General features: G+C 41.0%; 21 protein-coding genes and 1 pseudogene. 12 read left to right on the forward strand and 10 right to left on the reverse strand.

Annotation, left to right across the window (positions count from 1 at the left end; all coding sequences use genetic code 11):
- The 3 genes and pseudogenes from V7783_RS05030 to iadA all read left to right on the forward strand — a co-directional run.
- Positions 1-401 (forward strand): annotated as a pseudogene (locus V7783_RS05030) (TonB-dependent receptor); the annotation flags it as partial.
- A 142-nt stretch (positions 402-543) separates the two neighbouring features.
- Positions 544-1,950: a putative basic amino acid antiporter YfcC gene (gene yfcC / locus V7783_RS05035; protein ID WP_335677771.1), complete on the forward strand. Its 1,407-nt coding sequence runs from the start codon at positions 544-546 to the stop codon at positions 1,948-1,950.
- 12 nt (positions 1,951-1,962) lie between these two features.
- The gene (iadA, locus tag V7783_RS05040; RefSeq protein ID WP_335677772.1) at positions 1,963-3,129 is read left to right on the forward strand and encodes a beta-aspartyl-peptidase; all 1,167 of its coding nucleotides are present in this window, start codon (positions 1,963-1,965) and stop codon (positions 3,127-3,129) included.
- A 48-nt stretch (positions 3,130-3,177) separates the two neighbouring features.
- On the opposite strand, the gene V7783_RS05045 is transcribed toward iadA, so the two are convergent.
- The 3 genes from V7783_RS05045 to V7783_RS05055 all read right to left on the reverse strand — a co-directional run bounded on the left by V7783_RS05045 (position 3,178) and on the right by V7783_RS05055 (position 6,525).
- Positions 3,178-4,464: a hemolysin family protein gene (locus V7783_RS05045; protein WP_335677773.1), complete on the reverse strand. Its 1,287-nt coding sequence runs from the start codon at positions 4,462-4,464 to the stop codon at positions 3,178-3,180.
- A 131-nt stretch (positions 4,465-4,595) separates the two neighbouring features.
- The gene (locus V7783_RS05050; protein ID WP_335677774.1) at positions 4,596-5,285 is read right to left on the reverse strand and encodes a substrate-binding periplasmic protein; all 690 of its coding nucleotides are present in this window, start codon (positions 5,283-5,285) and stop codon (positions 4,596-4,598) included.
- Positions 5,286-5,415: 130 nt separating this feature from the next.
- A complete protein-coding gene (locus tag V7783_RS05055) occupies positions 5,416-6,525 on the reverse strand; it encodes an arginase family protein (protein ID WP_335677775.1) in 1,110 nt (369 codons plus the stop codon).
- Positions 6,526-6,964: 439 nt separating this feature from the next.
- Between V7783_RS05055 and udp the strand changes: the two genes are divergently transcribed.
- On the forward strand, positions 6,965-7,723 hold the full coding sequence (udp, locus tag V7783_RS05060) for a uridine phosphorylase (protein WP_335677776.1): 759 nt from the start codon (positions 6,965-6,967) through the stop codon (positions 7,721-7,723).
- Here the strand turns inward: udp and cdd are convergent.
- Both cdd and V7783_RS05070 read right to left on the reverse strand, forming a co-directional pair.
- A complete protein-coding gene (cdd, locus tag V7783_RS05065; RefSeq protein WP_335677777.1) occupies positions 7,709-8,635 on the reverse strand; it encodes a cytidine deaminase in 927 nt (308 codons plus the stop codon). The genes udp and cdd overlap by 15 nt on opposite strands.
- Before the next feature lie 49 nt (positions 8,636-8,684).
- On the reverse strand, positions 8,685-9,062 hold the full coding sequence (locus V7783_RS05070; RefSeq protein ID WP_335677778.1) for a hypothetical protein: 378 nt from the start codon (positions 9,060-9,062) through the stop codon (positions 8,685-8,687).
- A gap of 223 nt (positions 9,063-9,285) precedes the next feature.
- Here V7783_RS05070 and V7783_RS05075 point away from each other — a divergent pair, with 223 nt between their 5' ends.
- Positions 9,286-11,337, forward strand: a complete 2,052-nt coding sequence (locus tag V7783_RS05075) for a tetratricopeptide repeat-containing sensor histidine kinase (protein ID WP_335677779.1) — start codon at positions 9,286-9,288, stop codon at positions 11,335-11,337.
- A gap of 14 nt (positions 11,338-11,351) precedes the next feature.
- Here V7783_RS05075 and ppc read toward each other — a convergent pair whose 3' ends face one another.
- Positions 11,352-13,997 carry a phosphoenolpyruvate carboxylase gene (ppc, locus tag V7783_RS05080; protein ID WP_335677780.1) on the reverse strand — a complete coding sequence of 882 codons (2,646 nt, stop codon included), beginning with the start codon at positions 13,995-13,997 and terminating at the stop codon, positions 11,352-11,354.
- A gap of 220 nt (positions 13,998-14,217) precedes the next feature.
- Here ppc and V7783_RS05085 point away from each other — a divergent pair, with 220 nt between their 5' ends.
- The 6 genes from V7783_RS05085 to V7783_RS05110 all read left to right on the forward strand — a co-directional run bounded on the left by V7783_RS05085 (position 14,218) and on the right by V7783_RS05110 (position 19,100).
- Positions 14,218-14,583 (forward strand): thiol-disulfide oxidoreductase DCC family protein, encoded by a 366-nt coding sequence (locus tag V7783_RS05085; protein ID WP_335677781.1) that lies wholly within the window; start codon positions 14,218-14,220, stop codon positions 14,581-14,583.
- Entirely contained in the window at positions 14,583-15,317 is a 735-nt protein-coding gene (locus V7783_RS05090; RefSeq protein ID WP_335677782.1) for an SDR family NAD(P)-dependent oxidoreductase, read from the forward strand. The genes V7783_RS05085 and V7783_RS05090 overlap by 1 nt, the downstream gene beginning before the upstream one ends.
- Before the next feature lie 8 nt (positions 15,318-15,325).
- The gene (locus tag V7783_RS05095; protein ID WP_335677783.1) at positions 15,326-15,943 is read left to right on the forward strand and encodes a flavin reductase family protein; all 618 of its coding nucleotides are present in this window, start codon (positions 15,326-15,328) and stop codon (positions 15,941-15,943) included.
- Positions 15,944-16,079: 136 nt separating this feature from the next.
- Positions 16,080-16,931: a GNAT family N-acetyltransferase gene (locus V7783_RS05100; RefSeq protein WP_335677784.1), complete on the forward strand. Its 852-nt coding sequence runs from the start codon at positions 16,080-16,082 to the stop codon at positions 16,929-16,931.
- 155 nt (positions 16,932-17,086) lie between these two features.
- On the forward strand, positions 17,087-18,307 hold the full coding sequence (locus tag V7783_RS05105) for a M24 family metallopeptidase (RefSeq protein ID WP_335677785.1): 1,221 nt from the start codon (positions 17,087-17,089) through the stop codon (positions 18,305-18,307).
- Positions 18,308-18,440: 133 nt separating this feature from the next.
- The gene (locus tag V7783_RS05110) at positions 18,441-19,100 is read left to right on the forward strand and encodes a DsbA family oxidoreductase (RefSeq protein WP_335677786.1); all 660 of its coding nucleotides are present in this window, start codon (positions 18,441-18,443) and stop codon (positions 19,098-19,100) included.
- 55 nt (positions 19,101-19,155) lie between these two features.
- Here the strand turns inward: V7783_RS05110 and V7783_RS05115 are convergent, their stop codons facing one another.
- Together V7783_RS05115 and V7783_RS05120 are read right to left on the reverse strand one after the other, a co-directional pair.
- Positions 19,156-19,896 (reverse strand): SIMPL domain-containing protein, encoded by a 741-nt coding sequence (locus tag V7783_RS05115; protein ID WP_335677787.1) that lies wholly within the window; start codon positions 19,894-19,896, stop codon positions 19,156-19,158.
- Positions 19,897-19,963: 67 nt separating this feature from the next.
- Complete coding sequence (locus V7783_RS05120) at positions 19,964-20,281, reverse strand: hypothetical protein (protein WP_335677788.1); 318 nt, start codon at positions 20,279-20,281, stop codon at positions 19,964-19,966.
- A gap of 351 nt (positions 20,282-20,632) precedes the next feature.
- Between V7783_RS05120 and V7783_RS05125 the strand changes: the two genes are divergently transcribed.
- The gene (locus tag V7783_RS05125; RefSeq protein WP_335677789.1) at positions 20,633-20,767 is read left to right on the forward strand and encodes a hypothetical protein; all 135 of its coding nucleotides are present in this window, start codon (positions 20,633-20,635) and stop codon (positions 20,765-20,767) included.
- 131 nt (positions 20,768-20,898) lie between these two features.
- Here the strand turns inward: V7783_RS05125 and ppiC are convergent, their stop codons facing one another.
- On the reverse strand, positions 20,899-21,177 hold the full coding sequence (ppiC, locus tag V7783_RS05130; protein ID WP_335677790.1) for a peptidylprolyl isomerase PpiC: 279 nt from the start codon (positions 21,175-21,177) through the stop codon (positions 20,899-20,901).
- A gap of 62 nt (positions 21,178-21,239) precedes the next feature.
- A complete protein-coding gene (locus tag V7783_RS05135; protein ID WP_335677791.1) occupies positions 21,240-22,133 on the reverse strand; it encodes a hypothetical protein in 894 nt (297 codons plus the stop codon).
- Positions 22,134-22,148: the final 15 nt, after the last annotated feature.

A 22,148-nucleotide genomic window follows, 5' to 3' on the forward strand; every position in this document is an offset into this window, starting at 1 on the left:
GCTCAGATTCAATTGAAAAGCTAGTGGGTACATATCGCTACCCTGAAAACATCGCTCGTATGTCAATCGATTGGGAAGCACAAAGCTACTACTTAAACTTAGGGGCTAACTACACCAGCAGTTATGAAGACGATATCGAAGGGCTTAGAGGCCGTGAGATTGACGAACTTGATGAACTCGGTAAACTTGATCCAGAGGGCAGTCATCAGGTTGACGATTGGCTCGTATGGGATTTATCAGCGGGTTTCTATGTTAATAAAGCGCTTACTTTACGCGCCCGTATAGATAATATTTTTGATAAAGAACCGCCTAAACTCTATGGTTCAAGCCGTGGTTTTGACTCAATAAACCACAACGCCTATGGCGCTCGCTACACGCTAAGTGTCAGCTATCGCTTTTAAAGGTTAACAGCACCGTCTAAATTGCACTAAGTGGCTTTGCAGTTGATCTGCTCAGCCACTTATTTTCATTAACTTCGTGTTAGAATTCTCGGATGCGTGACTTACTTTTTAAGCAGTGCCTTCCTTAGTTGAAAGTGAAATTATGAAAAATAAACAATTCTCCATGCCTGATGCAAGTATCATCTTGTTATCTGTGGCACTCATTGCCTATCTGGCAACTTTATTTATTACCCCTGGGGTATTTAACGCCGCAAAAGACAGCCATAATGTTGAACTTTCTCAATACCAAACTGTAACTGTAAGCAAGCAAACTCCGCTGTTTGCTGAAGGCGGTGAGATTGGTTTAGCTAATGTTTTATTTGAAGGGTTAGTGTCTGGCGATAAATATGGCGCAACCATTGGTGTGATGGCGTTTATATTAATCACCGGAGGCGCCTTTGGGATCATCATGAAAACCGGTGCCATTAATAACGGTATAATGGTATTAATCAACAAGACTCAGCGGGTTGAGTGGCTATTTATTCCGTTAATATTTGTGTTGTTTTCGCTAGGAGGTGCCGTATTTGGCATGGGTGAAGAAGCCATAGCATTTTGTATTGTGCTACTGCCAATAATGAAACAACTCGGTTATGACGCGAAAGTCACTGTTTTAACAACTTACGTAGCAACTCAAATAGGCTTTGCGACCTCATGGATGAACCCGTTTAGTATTGCAATTGCACAATCAATAGCTGAAATTCCGGTATTTTCTGGCGCAGGTTTTAGGATGGCTGCTTGGTGCGTATTCACGCTATTTGGCTTAGTGTTTACCGTGCGTTATGCCAGTTCAATAAGGCAGAATAAAACCGAGCAAACACCAGCAAATACTCAGCCTGCGTTAGACATTGCCGATAAATTAATTTTATTCACCTTTGTAGCAGGTATTGCTTGGGTTGTATGGGGCGTAATGGCGCGCCAGTATTACATTCCTGAACTTGCTGCACAGTTCTTCTGTATAGGCTTAGTCAGCGCATTTATTGCCAGTATATTTAACAAACAAAGCGCCAATGAGAGTGCAGACGCATTTAAGCACGGCGCGCAAGAGTTGCTACCAGCGGCAATGTTGGTTGCACTGGCAAAAGGTGTGGTGCTGCTTTTAGGTGGCAGCGACTTAAATTCGCCCTCTACTCTCAATACTTTGCTTTACCATAGCGCCAGTAGCATTGCCGCAGTGCCAGACTTTGTAGCGGCATGGGGTATGTTACTATTTCAAAGTATATTTAACTTTTTTGTGTCATCGGGATCTGGTCAAGCAGCCATCACCATGCCTTTAATGTCGCCGCTTGGTGATTTACTCAATGTATCTAGGCAAATAGTTGTTCTTGCATTTCAGTTAGGCGATGGCCTTACAAATATACTGATCCCTACCTCAGCAAGTTTGATTGGCTGTTTAGGTATTGTAAAACTTGACTGGAGTGAGTGGGCGGCTTTCATTTGGCGCTTCACCTTGGCACTATTTACATTAGCAAGCGGCTTTATTTTTCTTGCTTACTTCATTAACTATCAATAAAAAGACGTTAATATGTTAACACTAATTCGTGGGGCAAGCCTTTACACCCCAAGCCCTCAAGGCAAAATGGATGTGCTAATTGCTGGCACCAAAGTAATTGATTTTCAGCCGCACATAAAACTCGATAGTAATATCAATGTAAAGCAGATTGACGCCACAGGTTGTATTTTAGCGCCCGGCTTTGTAGATTCTTTGGTACATATAACCGGCGGCGGTGGCGAAGCCAGCTTTGCCAGTCGCACCCCAGAAATGAACTTAACCGACGCGACATTACATGGCATCACCTGCGTAGTTGCAGCACTTGGCACAGATTCAAGCAGCCGTACATTAACTAATTTAGTCGCTAAAGCCAAAGGCTTGAAAGAGCTGGGGTTAAATGTATTTTGCCATACAGGCTCATATCATTTACCAGCTAAAACACTGACTGGAAGTGTGACCAATGACATCATGTATATTGATGAGTTTATTGGTGTGGGTGAAGTCGCCATTTCGGATCACCGCAGTAGTCAGCCCACAGTACAACAACTAGCAGAGCTTGCCGCTGAGGCAAAAGTGGCAGGTATGTTAAGTGGTAAAAAAGGCATTATTAGCATTCATGTCGGCCCAATTGATAGCCACTTAAACATTCTTCATGAGGTTGATAACAGTACTGATATAGCGCTATCTCAGTTCTATCCTACGCATATGAATCGCAATAAAGCATTGCTTGATGCAGGCATAGACTTTTGCAAAGCAGGTGGCAGTATTGATTTTACTACCAGCACCACGGAGTATGATTTAGCTCACGGTGAATATGCTGCAGCGAACGCCCTTGCTTATTGCTTAGAGCATGGCGTTGACGCCACTAAACTGACAATGAGCTCAGATGGTCATGCAAGCTTACCTATTTTTGATGATTCGTTTAACTTACTAGGTCTTGAAGTTGGCAAAGAAGCGTCACTGCACAAGTCGTTCATGCAAGCTGTGCATGAATACGGCGTCAGCATTGAACACGCACTCATGGCTATCACCTCGAACCCTGCGCAAGTACTCGGTCTTAAAAAAGGTACTATTCATATTCAAGGTGATGCTGATCTAGTACTACTGGATGAAACAACCCTTTCAACAAAACATGTGTGGAGTAATGGCAAACTCATGGTCGAGCAAGGTGAAGCCATTGTTAAAGGCCCATTTGAATAACTAATTAAGCAGTGAAGGGGCGAACTTTCGCCCCCACGCTGTTTGATCTTAAATACCTGAAGGGATCTTTGACACCAATAACTGCTCTACCCTAATGCCTTCTACATCAACCACTTCAAATTTAAATCCCGCAAATTGAATGTACTCAGCTCGTTTCGGAATGCGCTTCATTGAGAAGATTAAATAACCAGCCACTGTTTCATAATGCATCTGATCAGGAAATTCATCTATCTCGAGTACTTTTGCTAACTCTATAATCGGTGTTAAGCCATCCACCAGCCATGAGTTAGCGTCTCGCTCGATAATGAGCTCATCACCAGTATGGGTGATCAAATCGCCCATAAAGCCTTTCATTAAGTCTTTAACAGTGACAATACCTACCACTAGCGCATATTCATTAACCACGACGGCAAACGGTTTTGCAGCACCTTTAAACGCATTTAATGCCTCAGATAAACTCAGTGTTTCCGGCAAATAAAACAGTTCTTTTTCGAGCATATCAGCATTAATATTGGCTGCATCGCCTTTGAGCACTTGACGTAAAATATCTTTTGATTCCACCGAGCCAATTAATTTATCTAAATTGCCATTACACACTAAAAAGTGATTATGGGGATGCTCAATAATTTTACTGGCGATATCAGCGCTGGCTTCATTAATATCAAAGTAAACTATTTGGTCGCGTGGTGACATAACACTTGATAAGAAACGCGCTTCTAAATCAAATACGTTACCAATTAAGTCATACTCTTGCTGTTGTAAGCTGCCATACTCAGCACCTGCGTCCATCATCGCAACGATATCTTCAGTGGTGACGATATCTTCACGCTCGGCTGGTACTTTAAAGATTCTTAAAATAACGTTGGTTAAACCATTAAAAAACACCACTAATGGAGTTAATGCAAAGGTAACCCAACGCATCAAGGTAACCAGTCTTACAGCCACGGCTTCGGGCATGATCATCGCTAACCGCTTTGGCATTAAATCAGCAAATAATATAAATAATGAGGTAATGGTAAAAAACGAAATTAGAAAGCTAATTTGCGCTAATAACGGCCCTTGATAAACCATAACTAACACACTTTCTACATAGGGTGAAAGAGCCTGCTCACCAACAATACCACCTAAAATAGCAATTGCATTTAAGGCTATTTGGATCATCGCAAAAAAAGCCCCCGGTTGCTCTTGCAGCTTTAGTACTGCTGCTGCATTGGCATTGCCTTCATCAGCCATTACTCTTAATTTAATTTTACGTGATGCTGCAATAGCGATTTCCGACATAGCAAACAACGCACTGATCAAGATCAACATACCAATCCCGATTAAGTCACCCATTTATAACTCCAAAAAAAGCGCTTTATAAGTAAAAGCAGCTGGATTATAGACTCTTTTTTAAACACAGCAATTGATATTTAATTTATCTTAAAAGCTCTTTAGTAACATAATGTTAAATGTGAAGATTCAGCTTACATAGCAGTGAATGCGCGGATGAGTTCTAATTTAGAAATGTTATCTATATTTTTGTTGCAAGCAAAGTATAAGGAAGGTTGATTCGTATTTAACTTAAGGATGGGTTGTAATAAATCACCTATTTTTTGTTGCCTTTGCTCATAAATAGCACGTTGTTCAGGCAGTATCACTAAATCAATACTGCTTTTACGGTTACGAACAATGTGAAAAATATTATCGAAGCTATCCATTAACAACAAATTTTTACCGACTTCAAAACCTTGTGCTACCAAATAATGATGACTGTAGTTATCTTTTAATACCGCAATACGATACTGCTTGGCTTGCTCAATATCTGCAAGCTTAATATCTTTTGAGTTTAAGGCGTAGAAATAAGCATTCAGCTTGGCAAGTTCTGCAATCCAAAGTAACTTATCTTCACGCTCTGCAGAGCGTGAAACAGAAAAAATACAGGTTTTAGGATCGCGTAGTGCAGTATTAAAAGCCGTGCTCCAGCTATTTACTGTAATCGAATAATCAAGCGAAGAAGCATCGAGTGCTTTTCGTACTTTTTCGACTAGATAACCTGTGAGTTTATTATTATCGTCAAGGTATTGGGCAGGCGGGAAATGTTCAGTCACAATATGTAATTTAGCGATACATTGATGACTAAAAACAATAAATAATAAATAGATCCATTTACTCACTATTACCCCGCTATATTCAACTTTATGCATCAATCACTATGATGATAGCTTAAATATAGCGCTAATTAGCTGATAAGTGAATAAAAAACAGACCCATCATAGATCTGTTTTTTTAATCAATGGATAAAAACTAGCGATTCATGGCATTAATTAAAAATGCGGAGATTTTTGCGCCTTCACGTAATGTTGTTTCCGAGCTTGATTGACCAACCAAAGAGCTGTCGGTAAATGGGGCGATTTCCATCATGTCTGCGCCAGTGATCGGAAACTCATCCGCTAGCGCTACTAAGATATCTAATGCATGCTGCGGTGTTAAACCATTGCCTTCAGGCGTACCCGTTGCTGATGCGAACTCTTCATCTAACGCATCAATATCAAAGCTCACGTATAGTTCATCAACATTATCAGCCTTAAGCTGAGCAATAACCTCAGCAGCAATGGCCGGCGCGCCACGTTCAATAATTTCATGGGCCCAATGCTGTTTCACACCAAAGGTTGATTCCCAATGCTGTTTTGGCTTACCACTTGAACGAATACCAAATTGAATCAAATGATGCGGTGCCGGTAAGAACTCTAAAATATGCGTACACCACGAGCCAAAGCATAAATCGATGCCTAAACGCTCGACCAATAAGTCAGTGTGCGCATCAAAATGAATTATTGCCGTGCGTTTGCCCTGCTCACGCTTGGCTTTTAAATACGCTTTAGTGAGCGGATAACTAATAGAGTGATCGCCACCAATCCCAAAAATCCCCTTATCTTTAAAGGTCGCGTAAAAGCTGTCGCACACATCTTCAGTAATGGATAGTGGACTCACGTAATACTCACTATTTGGATTGTCGTATAATGCTTTTTGACAATTACTGATTGTGGCGTCATTGAGATATTTATCATGTAACAGATGTGGAATAACTCGTACATCACCTAAATCAAACGACTTAGCTTGAGGTTGTTGATCAATCAACGTAGAGCGTAAAAATAATGGCCCCCAGTTTGCACCACGTAAAATACCACCACCGCAATCAGAGCTAACTCCTAAAGTCACCGCTTTATAAGGGCTATCAGTTAACTCTTCTAGTGACTCGCGCCATAACGTATCAATATTATCTTCTTGTCCATACAGTTTCATACGCAGTGCGGCTTTGCGCTCTTTTGCGGTATTTACCGTAAAAACACCATCACCTGGTGGGCATAAACAGTGCTCTACTTTATTTTTAAATGTCTGCCATTGTGTGCTCATAACGATTCCTCACTGTGTTCTTTTGCGTAGTTATGCAAAAAGAAAGCTGCTAAAAATAAATTTAATAAAAGCTTCATTTGCCATTATCGTTTTAGAAAAACATTCATAGACGACCTAGCCAACCCCGTTAAAAAACAATTTATATTTATATAAAACATATATTTAACGTTTATTTTTTAACAGCGTATAAATTCAAATTACATGCTTAGTAAGATAGATATAGTGTCTACACAGACAAGTCAACCAGCGTGGCTATTGCATGGTTTTTCTGGCTGCTTGATTATTCAAATGCAATGAATAAACCTTAAAACGGACATCCGTCCTGTACAGTACTTAGCATTGTGGTAATTATGCTAAATTGGCAACGACTCTTTAAAAATTAATGTGATAATCACGTTAAATTCAAAAGTAATAATTTCAAAAGTAATAAGGCTTCGCTATGGAAAAGGTATTTCACTTAGGACTCACTCGTAACGATTTACAAGGTGCAACACTGGCTATTGTGCCGGGTGATCCAGACCGTGCAGCACGTATTTCTACGTTTCTTGAAAACCCAACATGTCTTGCTCAAACCCGTGAGTTTCACGTTTATTTAGGGCAACTTAACGGTCACTCTGTAGTGATATGTTCAACCGGCATTGGCGGCCCTTCAACCTCTATTGCGGTGGAAGAACTAGCACAGTTAGGTGTTGAAACATTTTTACGTATTGGTACAACGGGCGCGATTCAACCGCATATTAATGAAGGTGACATTTTAATCAGCCAAGCTTCTGTGCGTTTAGATGGCGCAAGTCAGCATTTTGCACCACTTAGCTTTCCTGCTGTATCAGATTTTTTTAGCACCCAAGCAATGGTTACAGCCTGTGGTAATTTAGGCATTGATTTTCATATCGGTATTACAGCATCAAGCGATACTTTCTATCCTGGTCAAGAGCGCTACGACACTTACTCAGGCTATGTGCCAAAAGCATTCCAAGGTAGCTGTGAAGAGTGGCAAAAACTGGGCGTAATGAACTATGAAATGGAATCGGCTACGTTATTCACTATGTGTGCTGCACTGGGTTTAAAAGCAGCCTGTGTAGCAGGTGTATTAGTTAATCGTACTCGCCAAGAAATACCCAATGTAGATCACGGCGAGATTGAGAAAAAATCCGTCGCCGTGGTACTTGAAGCCGCAAAACTGTTACTTAAATCGTAAACCATAGGTTTCTAAAGCTGGTAAGTTCGCATAACTTGCCAGCACTGCTTGAGTTACCTGCAGTTGATTTTCAGCCCCCTCAGTTTGTAATAACTCTACTTTTTCAATGCACGAATTATCCATCCTCAAACCAGCCAAATGTAGCTGACTTATTGCACTTTGTAGTGGTGCAAGGCTTGGGCTATACGCCGCGTTTTCAGCGTAACGTCCATAAAAACTGCCATGCTCAAAGGTGGTTATTTTTACAGCACTGAAGTTTCCAGTGTAAGGGACATAAGCATGTCGTGCTTGAGCAACGAGCGACGGGCACACGTCTGCGCTTGCAACGAACTGAGCTGAATGGGGAGCTGGGTTAAATAGACTATATTGATTACCTAAATCCTTTGGCCCAAAAGCGGCTGGTAACAACTCTGCCAGTTTAAATTGTTGCGTAGGTAATAGAATGTCAAAGGTATCTGCATCCGCCAACTCATTCATAAACTGGCGACAATAACCACATGGCGCATCACTAATTGCGATTTGAATAATCGTTTTAGCGCCATTGAGCCAGGCATTATTAATAGCGGATTGCTCGGCATGCACCACGAGACTAAGTGGCTGATGGGCAAATTCAACGTTAGCACCAAAGTAAAAGTGCGCGTGCTGATCTTTATCTAGACCAACCACAATGGCGCCAACCAAAAACTGTGAAATAGGCGCTACGGCCAATAAAGATGCCACAGGTAAGCACGCTCTTAACAATTGTTCTTGGGTCAGCGAATGTTTGTGACAAAGATGGTTAATATCAGTGGCAGTCAATTTGCCATGCTGTGACTTAACTTGATTGAACAGCGCGTTGCGCGCATGTTCATCAAATACAAATGCATGTCCTGTTATAGAATTTATAGGCGAAGACGAAGTTGATAAAGTCATAAACAAATTTTACTTATTTAATGGCTTCACAGTGTAAAATGTTCGGCTACTAATTACCAGATTGATTTTCAAGCCAATTTTTAGCGCTAGTAAAACAATCAAAATTTTCTGCTTTGAGATCAAAACGTTTTGCTTTTTGCAAAAACAAATCGTGCATAAAACCATCAAAACTAACGACTCTGGCAATAAAGCAATTCGCTAACCAATTTGATACTGCTGGCATTATCGTTAACAAATCACTGGCCGGAAATTTATGCGTCAACTCAGACACATCGATAAGTAATTTATTACTGCCATAAATAGACACATACTGCTGGGCTATTTGATAAAAATTCATCACATCCTGTGCACTTGCCGTCCCTCTGAGCGTCATCATAATTAATGACGTAGAAGCATCATATGTGATGCAAGTAGACACATTCGACATTTTACTACTCGGTAATTAATGCACTTGCCACAATGGCAAAACAGCCGACATTCTAAATAAAATAAAAAAACAGTCAATATCTAACAACAAATCAGGTCAGACCAGATTGATAATCCAGCCTAAAGAATGACTTTTGTTGCTAAAATGATACTAATGGCGCGGTGAAAAATAACGATTATTCGTTATACTTGGCTTATGCTGTTCACAAGGTAACCTTGTCATTATGATACTGCCATCCGTTTTTCGTATTTGCGCGTATGTATGTTTACTTAGCCTGAGTTCAACTATTTTAGCTGCCCCACTTAGTGAGTCTGAATTTGAAGAACTAAGGCAGAATATTCGTAGTGCTTATGCTGAAAACCCAGCCACCGCGATAGCCTTCACTGACACCGTTTTAAAAACCAAAGAACTGACTCTTGAGCAACAAATTAAAGTACTTAATTACAAAGCCTGGTTCCAACTTGAGACAGATCAGTTAGAAGAAGCAATACGCACCTTAGTCACCTATAAAGCAATGACCTTACGCTCAAGTGATCCCTCCTTAATGTATGGCTATTATAATATTAGCGGCGGTATCTACTCTAAACTTGCTTTGTACGAGCAAGCGCTTAATTATTTTCTGCAAGCCCTTGAACAGGCTAATATGCGAAAAGTAGAACTTGTTCATCAAACTGAAAACAATATTGGTGAGGTATATCTTGCATTACATAAGTTTGATGAGGCTGATCAGGCATTTACTCAATACTACGAATACACTAAGCCACTCAATAAACCGTTAGACTTCTCTATTGCGATGACCAATTTAGTCAAAGTGATGCTAGCAAAACAACAATACCCCGCAGCAAAAGAACTGCTTGAGCGTGCCATAACATTACAACAAAACAATCAATTTGATTACCATTTAGCATGGAGCTATCAGCTGTTAGGTCAAATTGAGCGAGAAACCGAAAATTATCAAAGCTCGGTGCATTATTTACAACAAGCTATTTCGTTACTCACCAGCAGCGGCACGCCGATAGAGCTGATTAACGCCAAGTTATCGCTTGCTAAAACTTACCATGAAATGGGCCAAACTACGCAAGCACTACAATTAACTAACGAAATTCAGCAACAAGCGACCCAGCTGAAAAATTTAAGCTTAACCGCCACTGTAAGCGAGTTTTCAGCCTCATTATCAGAGTCCTTGGGGAATTTTAAAGCCGCTTTAGTTGCCTATAAACAATTTAACCAAAGCAGGCAAGCCTTGCTACTACGCCAATCAAATGTAAATTTGGCTAAAGCACTTGCTGAGGTTGATATGGCAAGTAAAGAGCTTCAAATAGCGAACTTAACCAAAGAGCAGCAAGTTAAAGCCACTCAAGCAAAAGCATTTAAAGAGCTCGCTCTAGCAATCGCAATTTCATTAATGATAATCCTGTTTGGCTCGATGTATGCCATCCGCAGTATATATAATCAAAAACAAGCATTGGCAAATACCTTAGAAGCACTCACTAACACACAATCACATTTAATCGAGGTTGAAAAAATGGCCTCGCTCACAGCACTTGTCTCCGGCATGGCTCATCAGTTAAATACCCCCATTGGCACGATTGTAACTGCCAGTTCGTTTATTCAAGATAATTTACAATCACTTGAACAAAAATTTAATGACAAAAAGCTCTCCCCTAGTGACTTTAATCTGTTTATCCAACAAAGCAATACCGCTAAAGATTTAGTGATCAGCAATATTAATCGCTTAGCAAAGATGGTTGAAGAATTTAAAGCATTGAATGTCTCAATTGCATTAGACAAACCAATGAGCAAAATTAAGCTGCGCAGTTTTATTGTTGAACGGATGGATACGTTACAGGGTTATCTATCTAAAGATATTAGATTTGAGTACAGCGGCGCAGAATTAAGTATTACTTCCTATCCATCGATTATCGGTGATGTGTTAAAAACATTAGTCATTAATGCCTACGAACACGGTTTTAAAGATACTGAAAATGCAATAATAAACATTGATATTAAAGAACAAAATGAACAGGTTATGATAGTTTTCCAAGATAATGGCAGTGGTATAGACAACGCTATATTAAAAGATATTTTTACACCATTTTATTCAACCAACCCGGGCGGGAATCATTTAGGGTTAGGGTTAAATGTCGTATTTAATGCCGTTAAATATAATCTATTCGGCAATATATGCGCCGAGCCTTGTCAGCACGGCGCACGCTTTGTAATTGCTTTACCAATTGATGGGCCTCAAGCTGCAAAACAGCGCGATGAGGCCTAACAAAGAGCAAACAATTAGCCGGTATTACGCATGCCCGCGGCAATACCGGTCATAGTGATCATAAGTGCATTATCGATATCACCAGAGCTGCCTTCTGCCGCTTCGCGTGAACGCTTAAGCAGCTCCACTTGCAACACATTAAGTGGATCCGTATACGGGTTACGTAGACCTATAGATTCTTTGATCCAGGGTTGATCAGCCAGTAAGCTTTGTTGCGGGCTTAACGATTGCACCAATGCAATAGCTTGCTTAAGCTCTTCGCGAAGTTTATCTCCCAGAGGCTTATATTGCTCTTCAACTAAGGCATCATCATAATGCGCACTTAACCAGCTATCCGCCTTACTAAATACCATTTCCAGCATTTCTAAACGAGCACGGAAGAACGGCCATTGTTGACTCATTTCATTAAGCGTCTCTGCGCCGTACTTTTCAAGTGCCGCTTGTAATCCCGTTAAGGCACCTAACCAGGCTGGCAACATTAAACGGTTTTGGCTCCATGCAAAAATCCACGGTATAGCCCGCAGGCTTTCAACGCCACCATGTGGATTACGTTTTGCTGGGCGAGAACCTAAAGGTAACTTACCAAGTTCTTGCTCCGGTGTAGCCATTCTAAAGTAAGGAACAAAGTCTTCATCAAAACGCACTACATTACGGTAATGTTCGCATGACTTTTCGCTGATGAGCGCCATCACATCACGCCATTCATCTTTTGGCTCTGGTGGTGGTAGCAAATTACTTTCGAGCACCGCACCGGCGTAAATATTCAAGCTTTCAAGCGCAACATTTGGTAAACCAAACTTAAAGCGGATCATTTCCCCTTGCTCAGTAACACGCAGGCCACCTTTGAGTGAACCTGGTGGTTGCGAGCGCAGAGCTTGCGCAGCCGGTGCACCACCACGGCCAACCGTACCACCTCGGCCATGGAATAACACTAACTCAATACCGCGTTGCTCTGCCAGCTGTACGAGCTTATCCATTGCTTCATATTGCGCCCAACCTGCGGCCATCATACCGGCATCTTTAGCCGAGTCTGAATAACCAATCATCACGTTTTGCACGCCTTCGGCTTGACCACGATACCAATTGTTATCCAATAACTGGGTAATAACATCGCTACCAGCATTTAAGTCGTCTAAGGTTTCAAACAATGGTGCAACAGGCAGTTTAAAGCTACAACCACTTTCTTTTAGTAACAGTTGCACGGCTAATACATCAGAGGCTGTACGTGCCATTGAGATAATATATAAACCAAAAGTTGAGGCATCTTGTTTGGCGATCACATCAAACGTATCGAGCACTTCTTTAACATCAGCACTTGGTTGCCAATGCTTTGGAATAAGCGGACGACGAGAATTAAGTTCTGCTAGTAAAAATGCTTGTTTGTCTTCTTCTTGCCATTGGTCGTAATCGCCTAAACCTAAATAGCGAGTTAATTCAGAAAACACACCGCTGTGGCGCGATGAATCTTGGCGTACATCTAATTTAGCTAAGCGAATACCAAAACTATTGATACGACGAAGTACATCAAGCAGTAAGCCATTGGCAACAACGCCCATGTTGGTTCTTAGCAATGAACGATAACAAGCTTCAAGCGGCTGCTTTAACTGGTTAATGTCAGTCACCACGTCTTGTGCATCTGTGCGCTTATTCATAATCTTAGCACCAAGGTGAGCAACGGTTTCGCTCACTTGTGCTTTAAGTACTTTTAATACTGCGCGATACGGCTCAAAATCTTGTCCTGCGAGCTCAATAAGTTCATCACTGGCTTGTGACATTGAAAGCTCAGTGCTCAAGGTGTCGATATCACGGCTGTATAAATCCAGCGCCATCCAACGACCATGATCAAGTACTTGCTGAGTCACTTGGGCAGTTACAAATGGGTTACCATCGCGATCGCCGCCCATCCAAGAAGTAAACTCTATTGGGCTGTAATCATTGGGTAACTCTAAATCTAAATGTTGTTTAACTTCTTTACTAAAATCACGTAAAAAACGTGGCACGGCATGCCATAAACTATTTTCAATTACTGCAAAACCCCATTTCGCTTCGTCTATTGGGGTTGGGCGAGAACGACGAATGTCATCGGTGTGCCATGCTTGGCTGATCAACTGCGCAATACGGTTTAAAATATTTTCCCGCTCATAAGGCAGGTTATCAGTGCGTTCCAGCGCTGCTAAGCAATCACTTAATTCAACGTGCTTATTAATAATTGTACGGCGTGTTACTTCGGTAGGATGCGCTGTTAACACCAAATTGATATGCAGCTTTGCGAGTGTGTCAGCAATTTGATTTGGGTTAACTTTACCGGTTTGCGCCTGACTAGCCAGCGCTTTTAAAGTTTGCGTAAGTGGACTTAATTGGCAAAAACCAACATCATTAAAACGTGAGATAGTGTGAAATTGCTCTGCAACATTCGCTAAATTTAAGAAGTGATTAAAAGCACGAGCTACCGGTAGCAACTCTTCATCGGTTAAAGCATGCAGAACATCAATTAAGGCTTGGCGGTCTTGCTCGTTTCCTGTGCGTGAGGATTTTGCTAAAGCACGAATTTCTTCCACTTTATCTAAAATCGCAGGTCCTTGGGCGTCTTTAATAGTTTGGCCTAATAACTGCCCTAATAAATTAACGTTCCCACGCAAGGCGGCATATTGTTCACTCATTCCTGATACTCCATTGTTGATGTTTATACCATAAAGGTACTAATAATAAGCTGTCTTCGATTTTTAAGTGTGGAGTGTGAGATAGATAAAAAATCGACATTCTGCTTACCTTTATATTTGTAAGACACTATTAATATCATCCCAGCAGTTAATTTAACAGATCCAAAGCTTATTCTATTTCGTAACAAGAAATAATGTACCGATCAATTAAGACATGCTTATGATCATTTTTTACGATGCTAACTGCCCTTTATGCGCCAAAGAAATGCGGTTGTTAAAAAAGGCTGATAAACATAATAAAATCGCTTTAGAAGACATTAACGCGGGTGATTTTGAGCAACGTTTTAATCATATAAAGCGCCAAGACGCATTGGCTTTTTTACATGGTCAGCAAGACAACGGTGAAATGATTTATGGCTTAGATGTTACTTTTGCCGCATGGCAAACCGTTGGCCGCCATAAATGGTTAAGAGTGTTGCAACTACCTGGTATTCGTTTTCTAGCAGATCAAGGTTATAAGGTGTTTGCAAAATATCGAACAACTATTGCCGGTTCACTTTGTAAATCAGCATGTGGAATAAAATAATGACCGCAACCTATATTTTATTTGGCGCCAGCAGTGCAATAGCAAAAGCTTACATTTCCCGCATTGCTGAACATCAAGCGCAAGCAACTGTAATTTGTGTTAGCCGTGAACGGCTTGTGCTCCCACAAACCACACTGCAGGTTACCCACCTGCAATGCGATTACTCTCGTAGCAGCCTAAAACATGTAAGCGAGCACTTACGCGCTCATGATATTACTCCTTCACAGGTACTTATCTTTAATGGCTTGCTCCACTATGATGAGGCCATGCCTGAAAAAAAATTGGAAGACATAGACGAAACCTACTTCTCGACTTTACTGTGCAGCAACGCGCTAACCCCAATTTTATGCATACAAGCAATTTTGCCCTTACTAAATCAGCTAACGCCTTGTGTTATAACCGCGCTCAGTGCCCGTGTTGGTAGCATAGAAGACAACAATTTGGGGGGCTGGTATAGCTATCGCGCCTCCAAAGCGGCGTTAAATATGTTGTTTAAAACAGCGGCGATTGAACTGGCTCGCAGAGCAAAACAAACGAGGTTGGTGTTATTTCATCCGGGTACAACCGATACAGAGCTGTCAAAACCATTTCAAAAAAATGTTCCCATAGGCAAACTATTCAGCCCTGAATTTGTGGCTGAGCAACTTTATACCCTTTTACAGCAACCAGAGCAGCTAACGGATGTAGGTCAACCTGCTTATCTTGATTGGCAAGGCAAACATATAAATTGGTAAGGAATTTTATGCATTTCACAAAACAACAGTTAAACCTACTAGAGCAGCGGTTTCGCACACATTTAATCAATTCATTGTCTGGTTTCAAAAGCGCTAACCTCATCGGCACACAAGACAAACTTGGCAACACCAATTTAGCTATTGTTAGTTCGGTATTTCATTTAGGCGCGCACCCACCTTTGGTAGGTATGATAATGCGTCCGCACAGTGTGCCTCGCCATACTTTTGAAAACATATTAGAGACCGGCGTTTATACCATCAACCAAGTGAATAGCGAGATTTATCAACAAGCACATCAGACTTCCGCTCGCTATGATAAAGATGAATCTGAATTTGCTGCTACAGGTCTTACAACCGAGTACCTAGCTGATTTTTACGCGCCATTTGTCGCACAAAGCCGCTTAAAATACGCCGTTAAATTAGTTGAACACCAACACCTAGCAATTAATGGCACCGAACTGGTGATTGGTGAAATCATCGACTTACATGTTGACGCTAATGCAGTGCAAGAAGACGGTTTTATTGATTTAGCGTCGATCCAAACGGTAGCCGTCAGCGGCCTCGATAGCTACCATACAACGCAGCCATTAAAGCGCTTAGCGTATGCGAAAAAATCACACAGCTAACTCGCGTACGCTAACTAAAACATACTTAAAAAATTAATGTTTGAGTGCTTCATTGATACAAATTTGTTGTTCTATATAATAATTTATAACTGCTACATTAAAAAACGGCATCGATAGAATAATTAATAGGATAAACATGCAAAACCAAGCCTTCAATATCAAAGTAATGACAAAAGAAGAAGTTAATATTGCCGTTGAATGGGCAGCGCAAGAAGGTTGGAATCCAGGGCTTCATGACGCCCATAATTATTATCAGGCAGATCCCCACGGTTTTTTAATTGGCTACCTTGGCGATGAGGCTATTGCAACCATTTCTGTTGTTAAATATGACAACCATTTTGCTTTTTTAGGGTTTTATATTGTTAAGGCCGAATACCGTGGCAAAGGTTATGGTATGCAAATTTGGCAAGCGGGACTGAACTACCTAAAAGAGTGCAACATTGCCCTTGATGGCGTACTAGACCAACAAGCTAATTATAAAAAATCAGGGTTCAAATTCGCCTACAGTAATATTAGATTTGCAGGCGCTGGTGGCGGAAAATTTCCAACTAATAACGATATTATCAAGCTTGCAGACTTGCCATTTTCTGCAGTCAGCGATTACGAAAAGCCCTTTTTCCCCGCAGTTAGATCCACTTTTTTGCAAAACTGGGTTAGCCAGCCTAACTCTGTAGCTTTAGGGATTTTAGACAAAGGTGAGTTAGCCGGTTATGGTGTGATCAGGCCATGCCGTGAAGGTTTTAAAATTGCCCCTCTCTATGCAAACACACCGCAATTAGCTGAGGCGCTATTTCTAGCATTAAAGGCATCAACAGCCACTGGGGAAACAGTTTATCTTGACGTACCAAACGTTAATCAAGCCGCACTGGCTTTAGCGCAACGCTATAATATGCAGCCATCGTTTGAAACCGCCAGAATGTATACGCAGCAACAACCTAATATCCCTTTAAATAAAGTATTTGGGGTAACCTCATTTGAAATAGGCTAGCAGTAGCCTAGTTTACCTCTCTTAATAGCGGCATATTCTTAATACCCGCCGCATTGATCTAACGCCTTATTGCATCAGCCGTTTTTCAACGCAAGTCCCTTGCAGTTCACCTATACCACAAGCACAATAGCCGCATATAAATAAAGGAGAGCACCATGACAACATTCGGAATTGGTACGCAAACTAAAGAACAAGCACTCGCCAGTTTAAGCAATATGACTGACGACTTAATCCCTATTCAGGCTGATGAACACTTGGCTCGTATTGGCAAAGCCCAACAATACATGCAGGCTAATAATATAGATGCCATCTATCTTAACGCGGGCAGCAACTTAACCTATTTCACAGGCATGCGCTGGTACGCCAGTGAGCGACTCGTAGGGGCAATTTTACCTGCAAAAGGTGATGTGCAATACATAGCACCGTTTTTTGAAATTGGTTCACTTAATGGTTTTAAAGTCATCGATGGTCCTATTCGAGGTTGGCAAGAACACGAAAGCCCATATGAACTCTTTGTACAAATAATCACTGAAATGGGTATTGCGGCCAATGGCACTGTGGGCATTGATGAAAGCGCGCAGTTCTTTATTTTTGACGGTATCAATAAAGCACAAACGGGCTTAAAGCTTATTAATGCGCAGCCAGTCACCGCACATTGCCGTATGCATAAATCAGCAAATGAGCTGGCCCTAATGCAGCGTGCGATGGATATGACTTTAGCCGTACACAAAGCCACAGCCAGTATGTTGCATGAAGGTATTAGCACCACTGAAGTGGAAGCCTTTATTAAGCAAGCGCACCAAAAAGTAGGCGCGCCGGGAAATTACTTTTGCATCGTATTATTTGGTGTTGCTACCTCGTTCCCACATGGGGTGAAAGATCCGCAAATCCTTAAAAAAGGTGACATGGTATTGATAGATACCGGATGTAAAATACACGATTATTTATCAGATATTACCCGTACCTATATATTTGGTGAAGCAAGCGAGCGCCAACGCCAGTTTTGGGACTACGAAAAAGCCGCGCAAATCGCCGCATTTAATGAAGCAAAAATTGGCCAATCATGCGAGGCCGTTGATGCGGCGGCACGCAGTTATTTAGCTGCACAGGGATTAGGGCCTGAGTACCAAACACCTGGCTGCCCGCACCGCACCGGCCACGGTATTGGCTTAGACATTCATGAGTGGCCTTATTTAGTCGGTGGAAACAAAACACCACTTGCAACAGGTATGTGTTTTAGTAATGAGCCAATGCTGGTAGTGCCTGATGAGTTTGGCGTTCGCTTAGAAGATCACTTCTACATGACCGACAGCGGCCCACAGTGGTTTACCGAGCCTGCTCACAGCATTGAGAACCCGTTTGGTTTAACTGACTAATTTAAGTTCCCCATCATTTACCCTGCACGGTCCTTACTACCGTGCAGTTTATTAGATAAAAATGCTCAGCCCTTGAATTAACTCCCCCTCGCCTGCATATATCCCCTACATTCAGTAAAAAATAGGCTCACTCATGAACAAGCTTAAAATCGACATCGTTTCAGACGTTATGTGTCCGTGGTGCATCATTGGTTATAAAAACCTTGAAACCGCATTAGCGCAATTAAGTGACGAATTTGCAGTTGAGATAAGCTGGAAGCCATTTGAGTTAAACCCAGATATGCCAATTGAAGGGCAAGATTTAAACGAGCATTTACAACAAAAATACGGCCTGAGCGAACAGCAAGGCGATGAAAACCGCCAACGTATTTTAGAGATGGGTGAAAAAGCAGGCTTTGATTTTAACTTTGACGGCAAACGTATCATGATCAACAGTTTTGACTTACACCGACTACTCACTTGGGCTGCCAGTGAAAGTAAGCAAACCGAACTAAAACTAGCCTTCTTTAAAGCACACTTTACTGATTTAGTTTATTTGAATGAGCAAGATACGCTGCTTGATGTAGTGCAAAGTGTTGGCCTTGATAGAGCCCGTGCAAAAGAAATTTTAGATTCAGGTGAGTATTTTCAAGAGGTTCGCAGCGAGCAAAATGCACTGCAACAAATGGGCATAACCTCAGTGCCAACCTTTATCATTAACGATCAATACGCCCTCACAGGTGGTCAACCTAGTGATGCATTTGTGCAAGCATTTAAACAAATCGCCGAGCAAGAAGCGCAACAACAGCAATAAAGTTAAAAGCCAAGTAACAACTAAGTTATCTGGCTTTTTACCTTAAGTGCTAATCTCAGGGAGCTGTCGGATCTGTGAGTTCTAAATCAAATACGGCACTGACTGATGACGAAAAAATAATATTTTCCTGCAAATACTTACCAGGGCTTGCAAATTGCTGAGCCCGATTACCCGTCACTACAATCCGTTCAATAGCTTGATTTTCGCCATACCGATTAAAACTATTATTGGTCGCCGAGTTGATACTATAAATGCCCCCAAGCCTCGCACCAAATGCCTTGGCTAATGAAATAGCCTTCTCCTTGGCATCACTCACAGCCAGCACATTAACTTGCTCTTTTAGGGTCTTCGCTGCGGATGATTTTAGCTCTATACTTTTAATTGCATCAACTTTTACGCTCAGTGCAAAATCCAGGAGTGCATTCAGGCGCTTAATATCCGTTAATGTTACTTTAATACTGCGGTTAGCTAAATAGCCTTCCAATTGCTGTTTATCATTCTCGGAATACGAATAGCTTGGCTGCGTGTTAATAGTTGAAGCAGAAACATTCGTCTGATCAATATTAAAGTTAGAGATGCCAGCTAAAAAACTATTGATCCTATTATCAACATCCTTTTTCGCATCTAAACTAGAGCCTTGCAAACTTTCCACTTCTAAGTTAATCACAGCAATATCTGGTTTTGCTTTTAACTGCGCTTCCCCGTTGACTGAAATATGTCGGTTAGCAGGCAAAGCCGTATTTGCATTTACACATGAAGTAAAAAGCAAGAAGGCAAAAATACTAACGTAATTCATAATATCCCTTTTCAAAAATCTAAATTTGTAAAAACATGGCAGCTTTAAGGGTATCGCTAACGATGAATTATTTAGCTTTACTGCTTGCTGACCCCTCAGTTTTATTTTCGCCACATTTTATTTCCTTCTCTCCAAGGTGATATGTGTTATTAACTAAAACATAAGTACCAGAAATAATAGCAGATGTAGGAATGAGGATCGGTGATAAAATCAACCCACCGACTGAATAAAAAGAATTGGTCTCTTTGGCTACATCAACTATTTTGAGAACTTTCATATTTGTTGATAATTCGCACTTATGTGTATGAGAATCATCAACAACAGGCACTGTAATACAGCCATAAAATAAAGTCGTCAGTGAAATGATCAAAATACATTTTTTCATGATCTATCCTTGAATGTGATAATGCTCACTAAAGCATAACGAGCATATAGAAATAGTTGATTTTAATTTATTTTTTATTGATGGTTCACCATAGCTGAGTTCCTATTTGGGTTCAATTGTTTACTTTAATTTTATGTAAAAGCTTTATTGTTCACTACGCACCAGCCATTTCTCAGCAAATTTAATCAACACCTTTCATGCCCTTTCTTGATGAAACTCACAATCTCAACTTAGTTACATTCCTTTACAGTGCAACGTTGCTATTTTGATTGTGATTTTATAACTCGTGTTATCCTTTACGAAAAGCAGTGAGGCATCATTCGCTGTGCCAATTATAAAAATAGAGAATGTATGAATAACTCTTTCAAAGTGCCGCATTCTTTGATTTTACTGCTGGGTATGATGGTCGCAGCATCCATAGTATTAGTGCTGGCAGTGATGTTGGGTTATGGCTTAGATGTACAACCAAGTGCCGCTGGCGGTTAAAAAACGCTGCGTTTTAGAGAAGTAATTGTAAAATAGGGTTAGGTTCTAGGAAGTGATTAGGTGCTAGGGGTATTCGAAGCTCGTCGCTCGAAACCCGTAGCATTTCTTCTTCTTATTGACTCTCATTCACTTTAAGTTCTATAAAGCACTTTAACTACATGCCAGCCAAACTTGGTTTTAACTAAATGTGGCTCGAGAATTTCAGCGCCAAAAGCCACTTTATCAAACTGTGGCACCATTTGGCCGCGTTTAAATTCACCTAAATCCCCCCCTTTTTTACCCGATGGGCAAGAGGAATATTTTTTAGCGAGTACTTGAAACTTAGCGCCTTTTTTTAACTGTTTGATGATGTCTTCAGCAAGTTCTTTATGCTTAACTAAAATATGTAATGCGTGGGCGGTGCTAGCCATGATCTGTCTCTACTAAATTAAACTGCAGCGATTTTAACACAACAAATCTGCAATGATCATTATCACTGGCCATAATAGCCAATTAAACGAATAGCTAACCCAATTTCATCGCGGTAGTTTAGCTCTTCCCGGTATTCTAAAAAGGGCTCTACTTCAAAGAATAGCCAACTGTACTGTGCTTGCTGGCGATAACGATACGAGAGGGTATAACGGGTTAAATCATCAAAGCTATTTTGTACATTGGCGCCAAATACCATGGCCCTTTGCGGATCGGGTATATAACTTAAGTACACTCCAGAGCGTAATTCACTATCCGTTTCATCGGCAATTTCGCGGTAATTAGCAGATATATTGAGAGCGTAAAATTCATTTATTTTTGTATCGCTTGAGAGCTTCACAAAGTAACCAAAGCCATCTGAGAAGTAATACTCAGCGCCAGCGGATGCAGAATATAAGGTGTTATTAAATTCTTTTTTCCAACTAACCGCACTGCGGCCATATAACTGACTGCGTGATACACCAATACGATTTTCAAATTCTAAATTAGCAGTACGCTCCACTAAAAACTGCAATGCGGCATTTACTTCGTCATCGTCTTGATTTAAGCCTGAGTTTGTTTCAAATGGTAGGCGGCTGAATTCATCTGCGTCATTATCGATTATTAAATTTATGCGGTTTTCCCAACTAGGTAAGCTCAAAGACACTTTAAATCGCGCTTCGGTATCAGCCCAATCAGCAGTGCGTGGCGCCCAACCTAACTGTAAATATCCCTTGGCATGAGCTTGGCTTTGAGCACTGTCATCACTTAACAGATCATCTATCCACTGGGCCGTATTTTGCATTCGCAAATTAAGTTTATCACGCATATCGACCATCATCGGTGCGTCATTGTTTTCGTCACTTTTGGCACACACACCAAGACTCAATAACAGTGAATACAACACACTTAATTTCACTAAGTAACCCAACAA

Source organism: Pseudoalteromonas sp. (assembly GCF_036960685.1).
GTDB lineage: Bacteria > Pseudomonadota > Gammaproteobacteria > Enterobacterales > Alteromonadaceae > Pseudoalteromonas.

What these genes read in the sequence shown, in the direction of transcription:
- V7783_RS05100 (WP_335677784.1), top strand. Translation starts at nt 16,080, where the DNA reads ATGCAAAACCAAGCCTTCAATATCAAAGTAATGACAAAAGAAGAAGTT.
- V7783_RS05085 (WP_335677781.1), top strand. Translation starts at nt 14,218, where the DNA reads ATGATCATTTTTTACGATGCTAACTGCCCTTTATGCGCCAAAGAAATG.
- V7783_RS05075 (WP_335677779.1), top strand. Translation starts at nt 9,286, where the DNA reads ATGATACTGCCATCCGTTTTTCGTATTTGCGCGTATGTATGTTTACTT.
- V7783_RS05095 (WP_335677783.1), top strand. Translation starts at nt 15,326, where the DNA reads ATGCATTTCACAAAACAACAGTTAAACCTACTAGAGCAGCGGTTTCGC.
- V7783_RS05115 (WP_335677787.1), bottom strand. Translation starts at nt 19,896, where the DNA reads ATGAATTACGTTAGTATTTTTGCCTTCTTGCTTTTTACTTCATGTGTA.
- cdd (WP_335677777.1), bottom strand. Translation starts at nt 8,635, where the DNA reads ATGACTTTATCAACTTCGTCTTCGCCTATAAATTCTATAACAGGACAT.
- yfcC (WP_335677771.1), top strand. Translation starts at nt 544, where the DNA reads ATGAAAAATAAACAATTCTCCATGCCTGATGCAAGTATCATCTTGTTA.
- V7783_RS05125 (WP_335677789.1), top strand. Translation starts at nt 20,633, where the DNA reads ATGAATAACTCTTTCAAAGTGCCGCATTCTTTGATTTTACTGCTGGGT.
- ppiC (WP_335677790.1), bottom strand. Translation starts at nt 21,177, where the DNA reads ATGGCTAGCACCGCCCACGCATTACATATTTTAGTTAAGCATAAAGAA.
- V7783_RS05045 (WP_335677773.1), bottom strand. Translation starts at nt 4,464, where the DNA reads ATGGGTGACTTAATCGGGATTGGTATGTTGATCTTGATCAGTGCGTTG.
- V7783_RS05120 (WP_335677788.1), bottom strand. Translation starts at nt 20,281, where the DNA reads ATGAAAAAATGTATTTTGATCATTTCACTGACGACTTTATTTTATGGC.
- V7783_RS05105 (WP_335677785.1), top strand. Translation starts at nt 17,087, where the DNA reads ATGACAACATTCGGAATTGGTACGCAAACTAAAGAACAAGCACTCGCC.
- V7783_RS05110 (WP_335677786.1), top strand. Translation starts at nt 18,441, where the DNA reads ATGAACAAGCTTAAAATCGACATCGTTTCAGACGTTATGTGTCCGTGG.
- ppc (WP_335677780.1), bottom strand. Translation starts at nt 13,997, where the DNA reads ATGAGTGAACAATATGCCGCCTTGCGTGGGAACGTTAATTTATTAGGG.
- V7783_RS05070 (WP_335677778.1), bottom strand. Translation starts at nt 9,062, where the DNA reads ATGTCGAATGTGTCTACTTGCATCACATATGATGCTTCTACGTCATTA.
- iadA (WP_335677772.1), top strand. Translation starts at nt 1,963, where the DNA reads ATGTTAACACTAATTCGTGGGGCAAGCCTTTACACCCCAAGCCCTCAA.
- V7783_RS05090 (WP_335677782.1), top strand. Translation starts at nt 14,583, where the DNA reads ATGACCGCAACCTATATTTTATTTGGCGCCAGCAGTGCAATAGCAAAA.
- V7783_RS05055 (WP_335677775.1), bottom strand. Translation starts at nt 6,525, where the DNA reads ATGAGCACACAATGGCAGACATTTAAAAATAAAGTAGAGCACTGTTTA.
- udp (WP_335677776.1), top strand. Translation starts at nt 6,965, where the DNA reads ATGGAAAAGGTATTTCACTTAGGACTCACTCGTAACGATTTACAAGGT.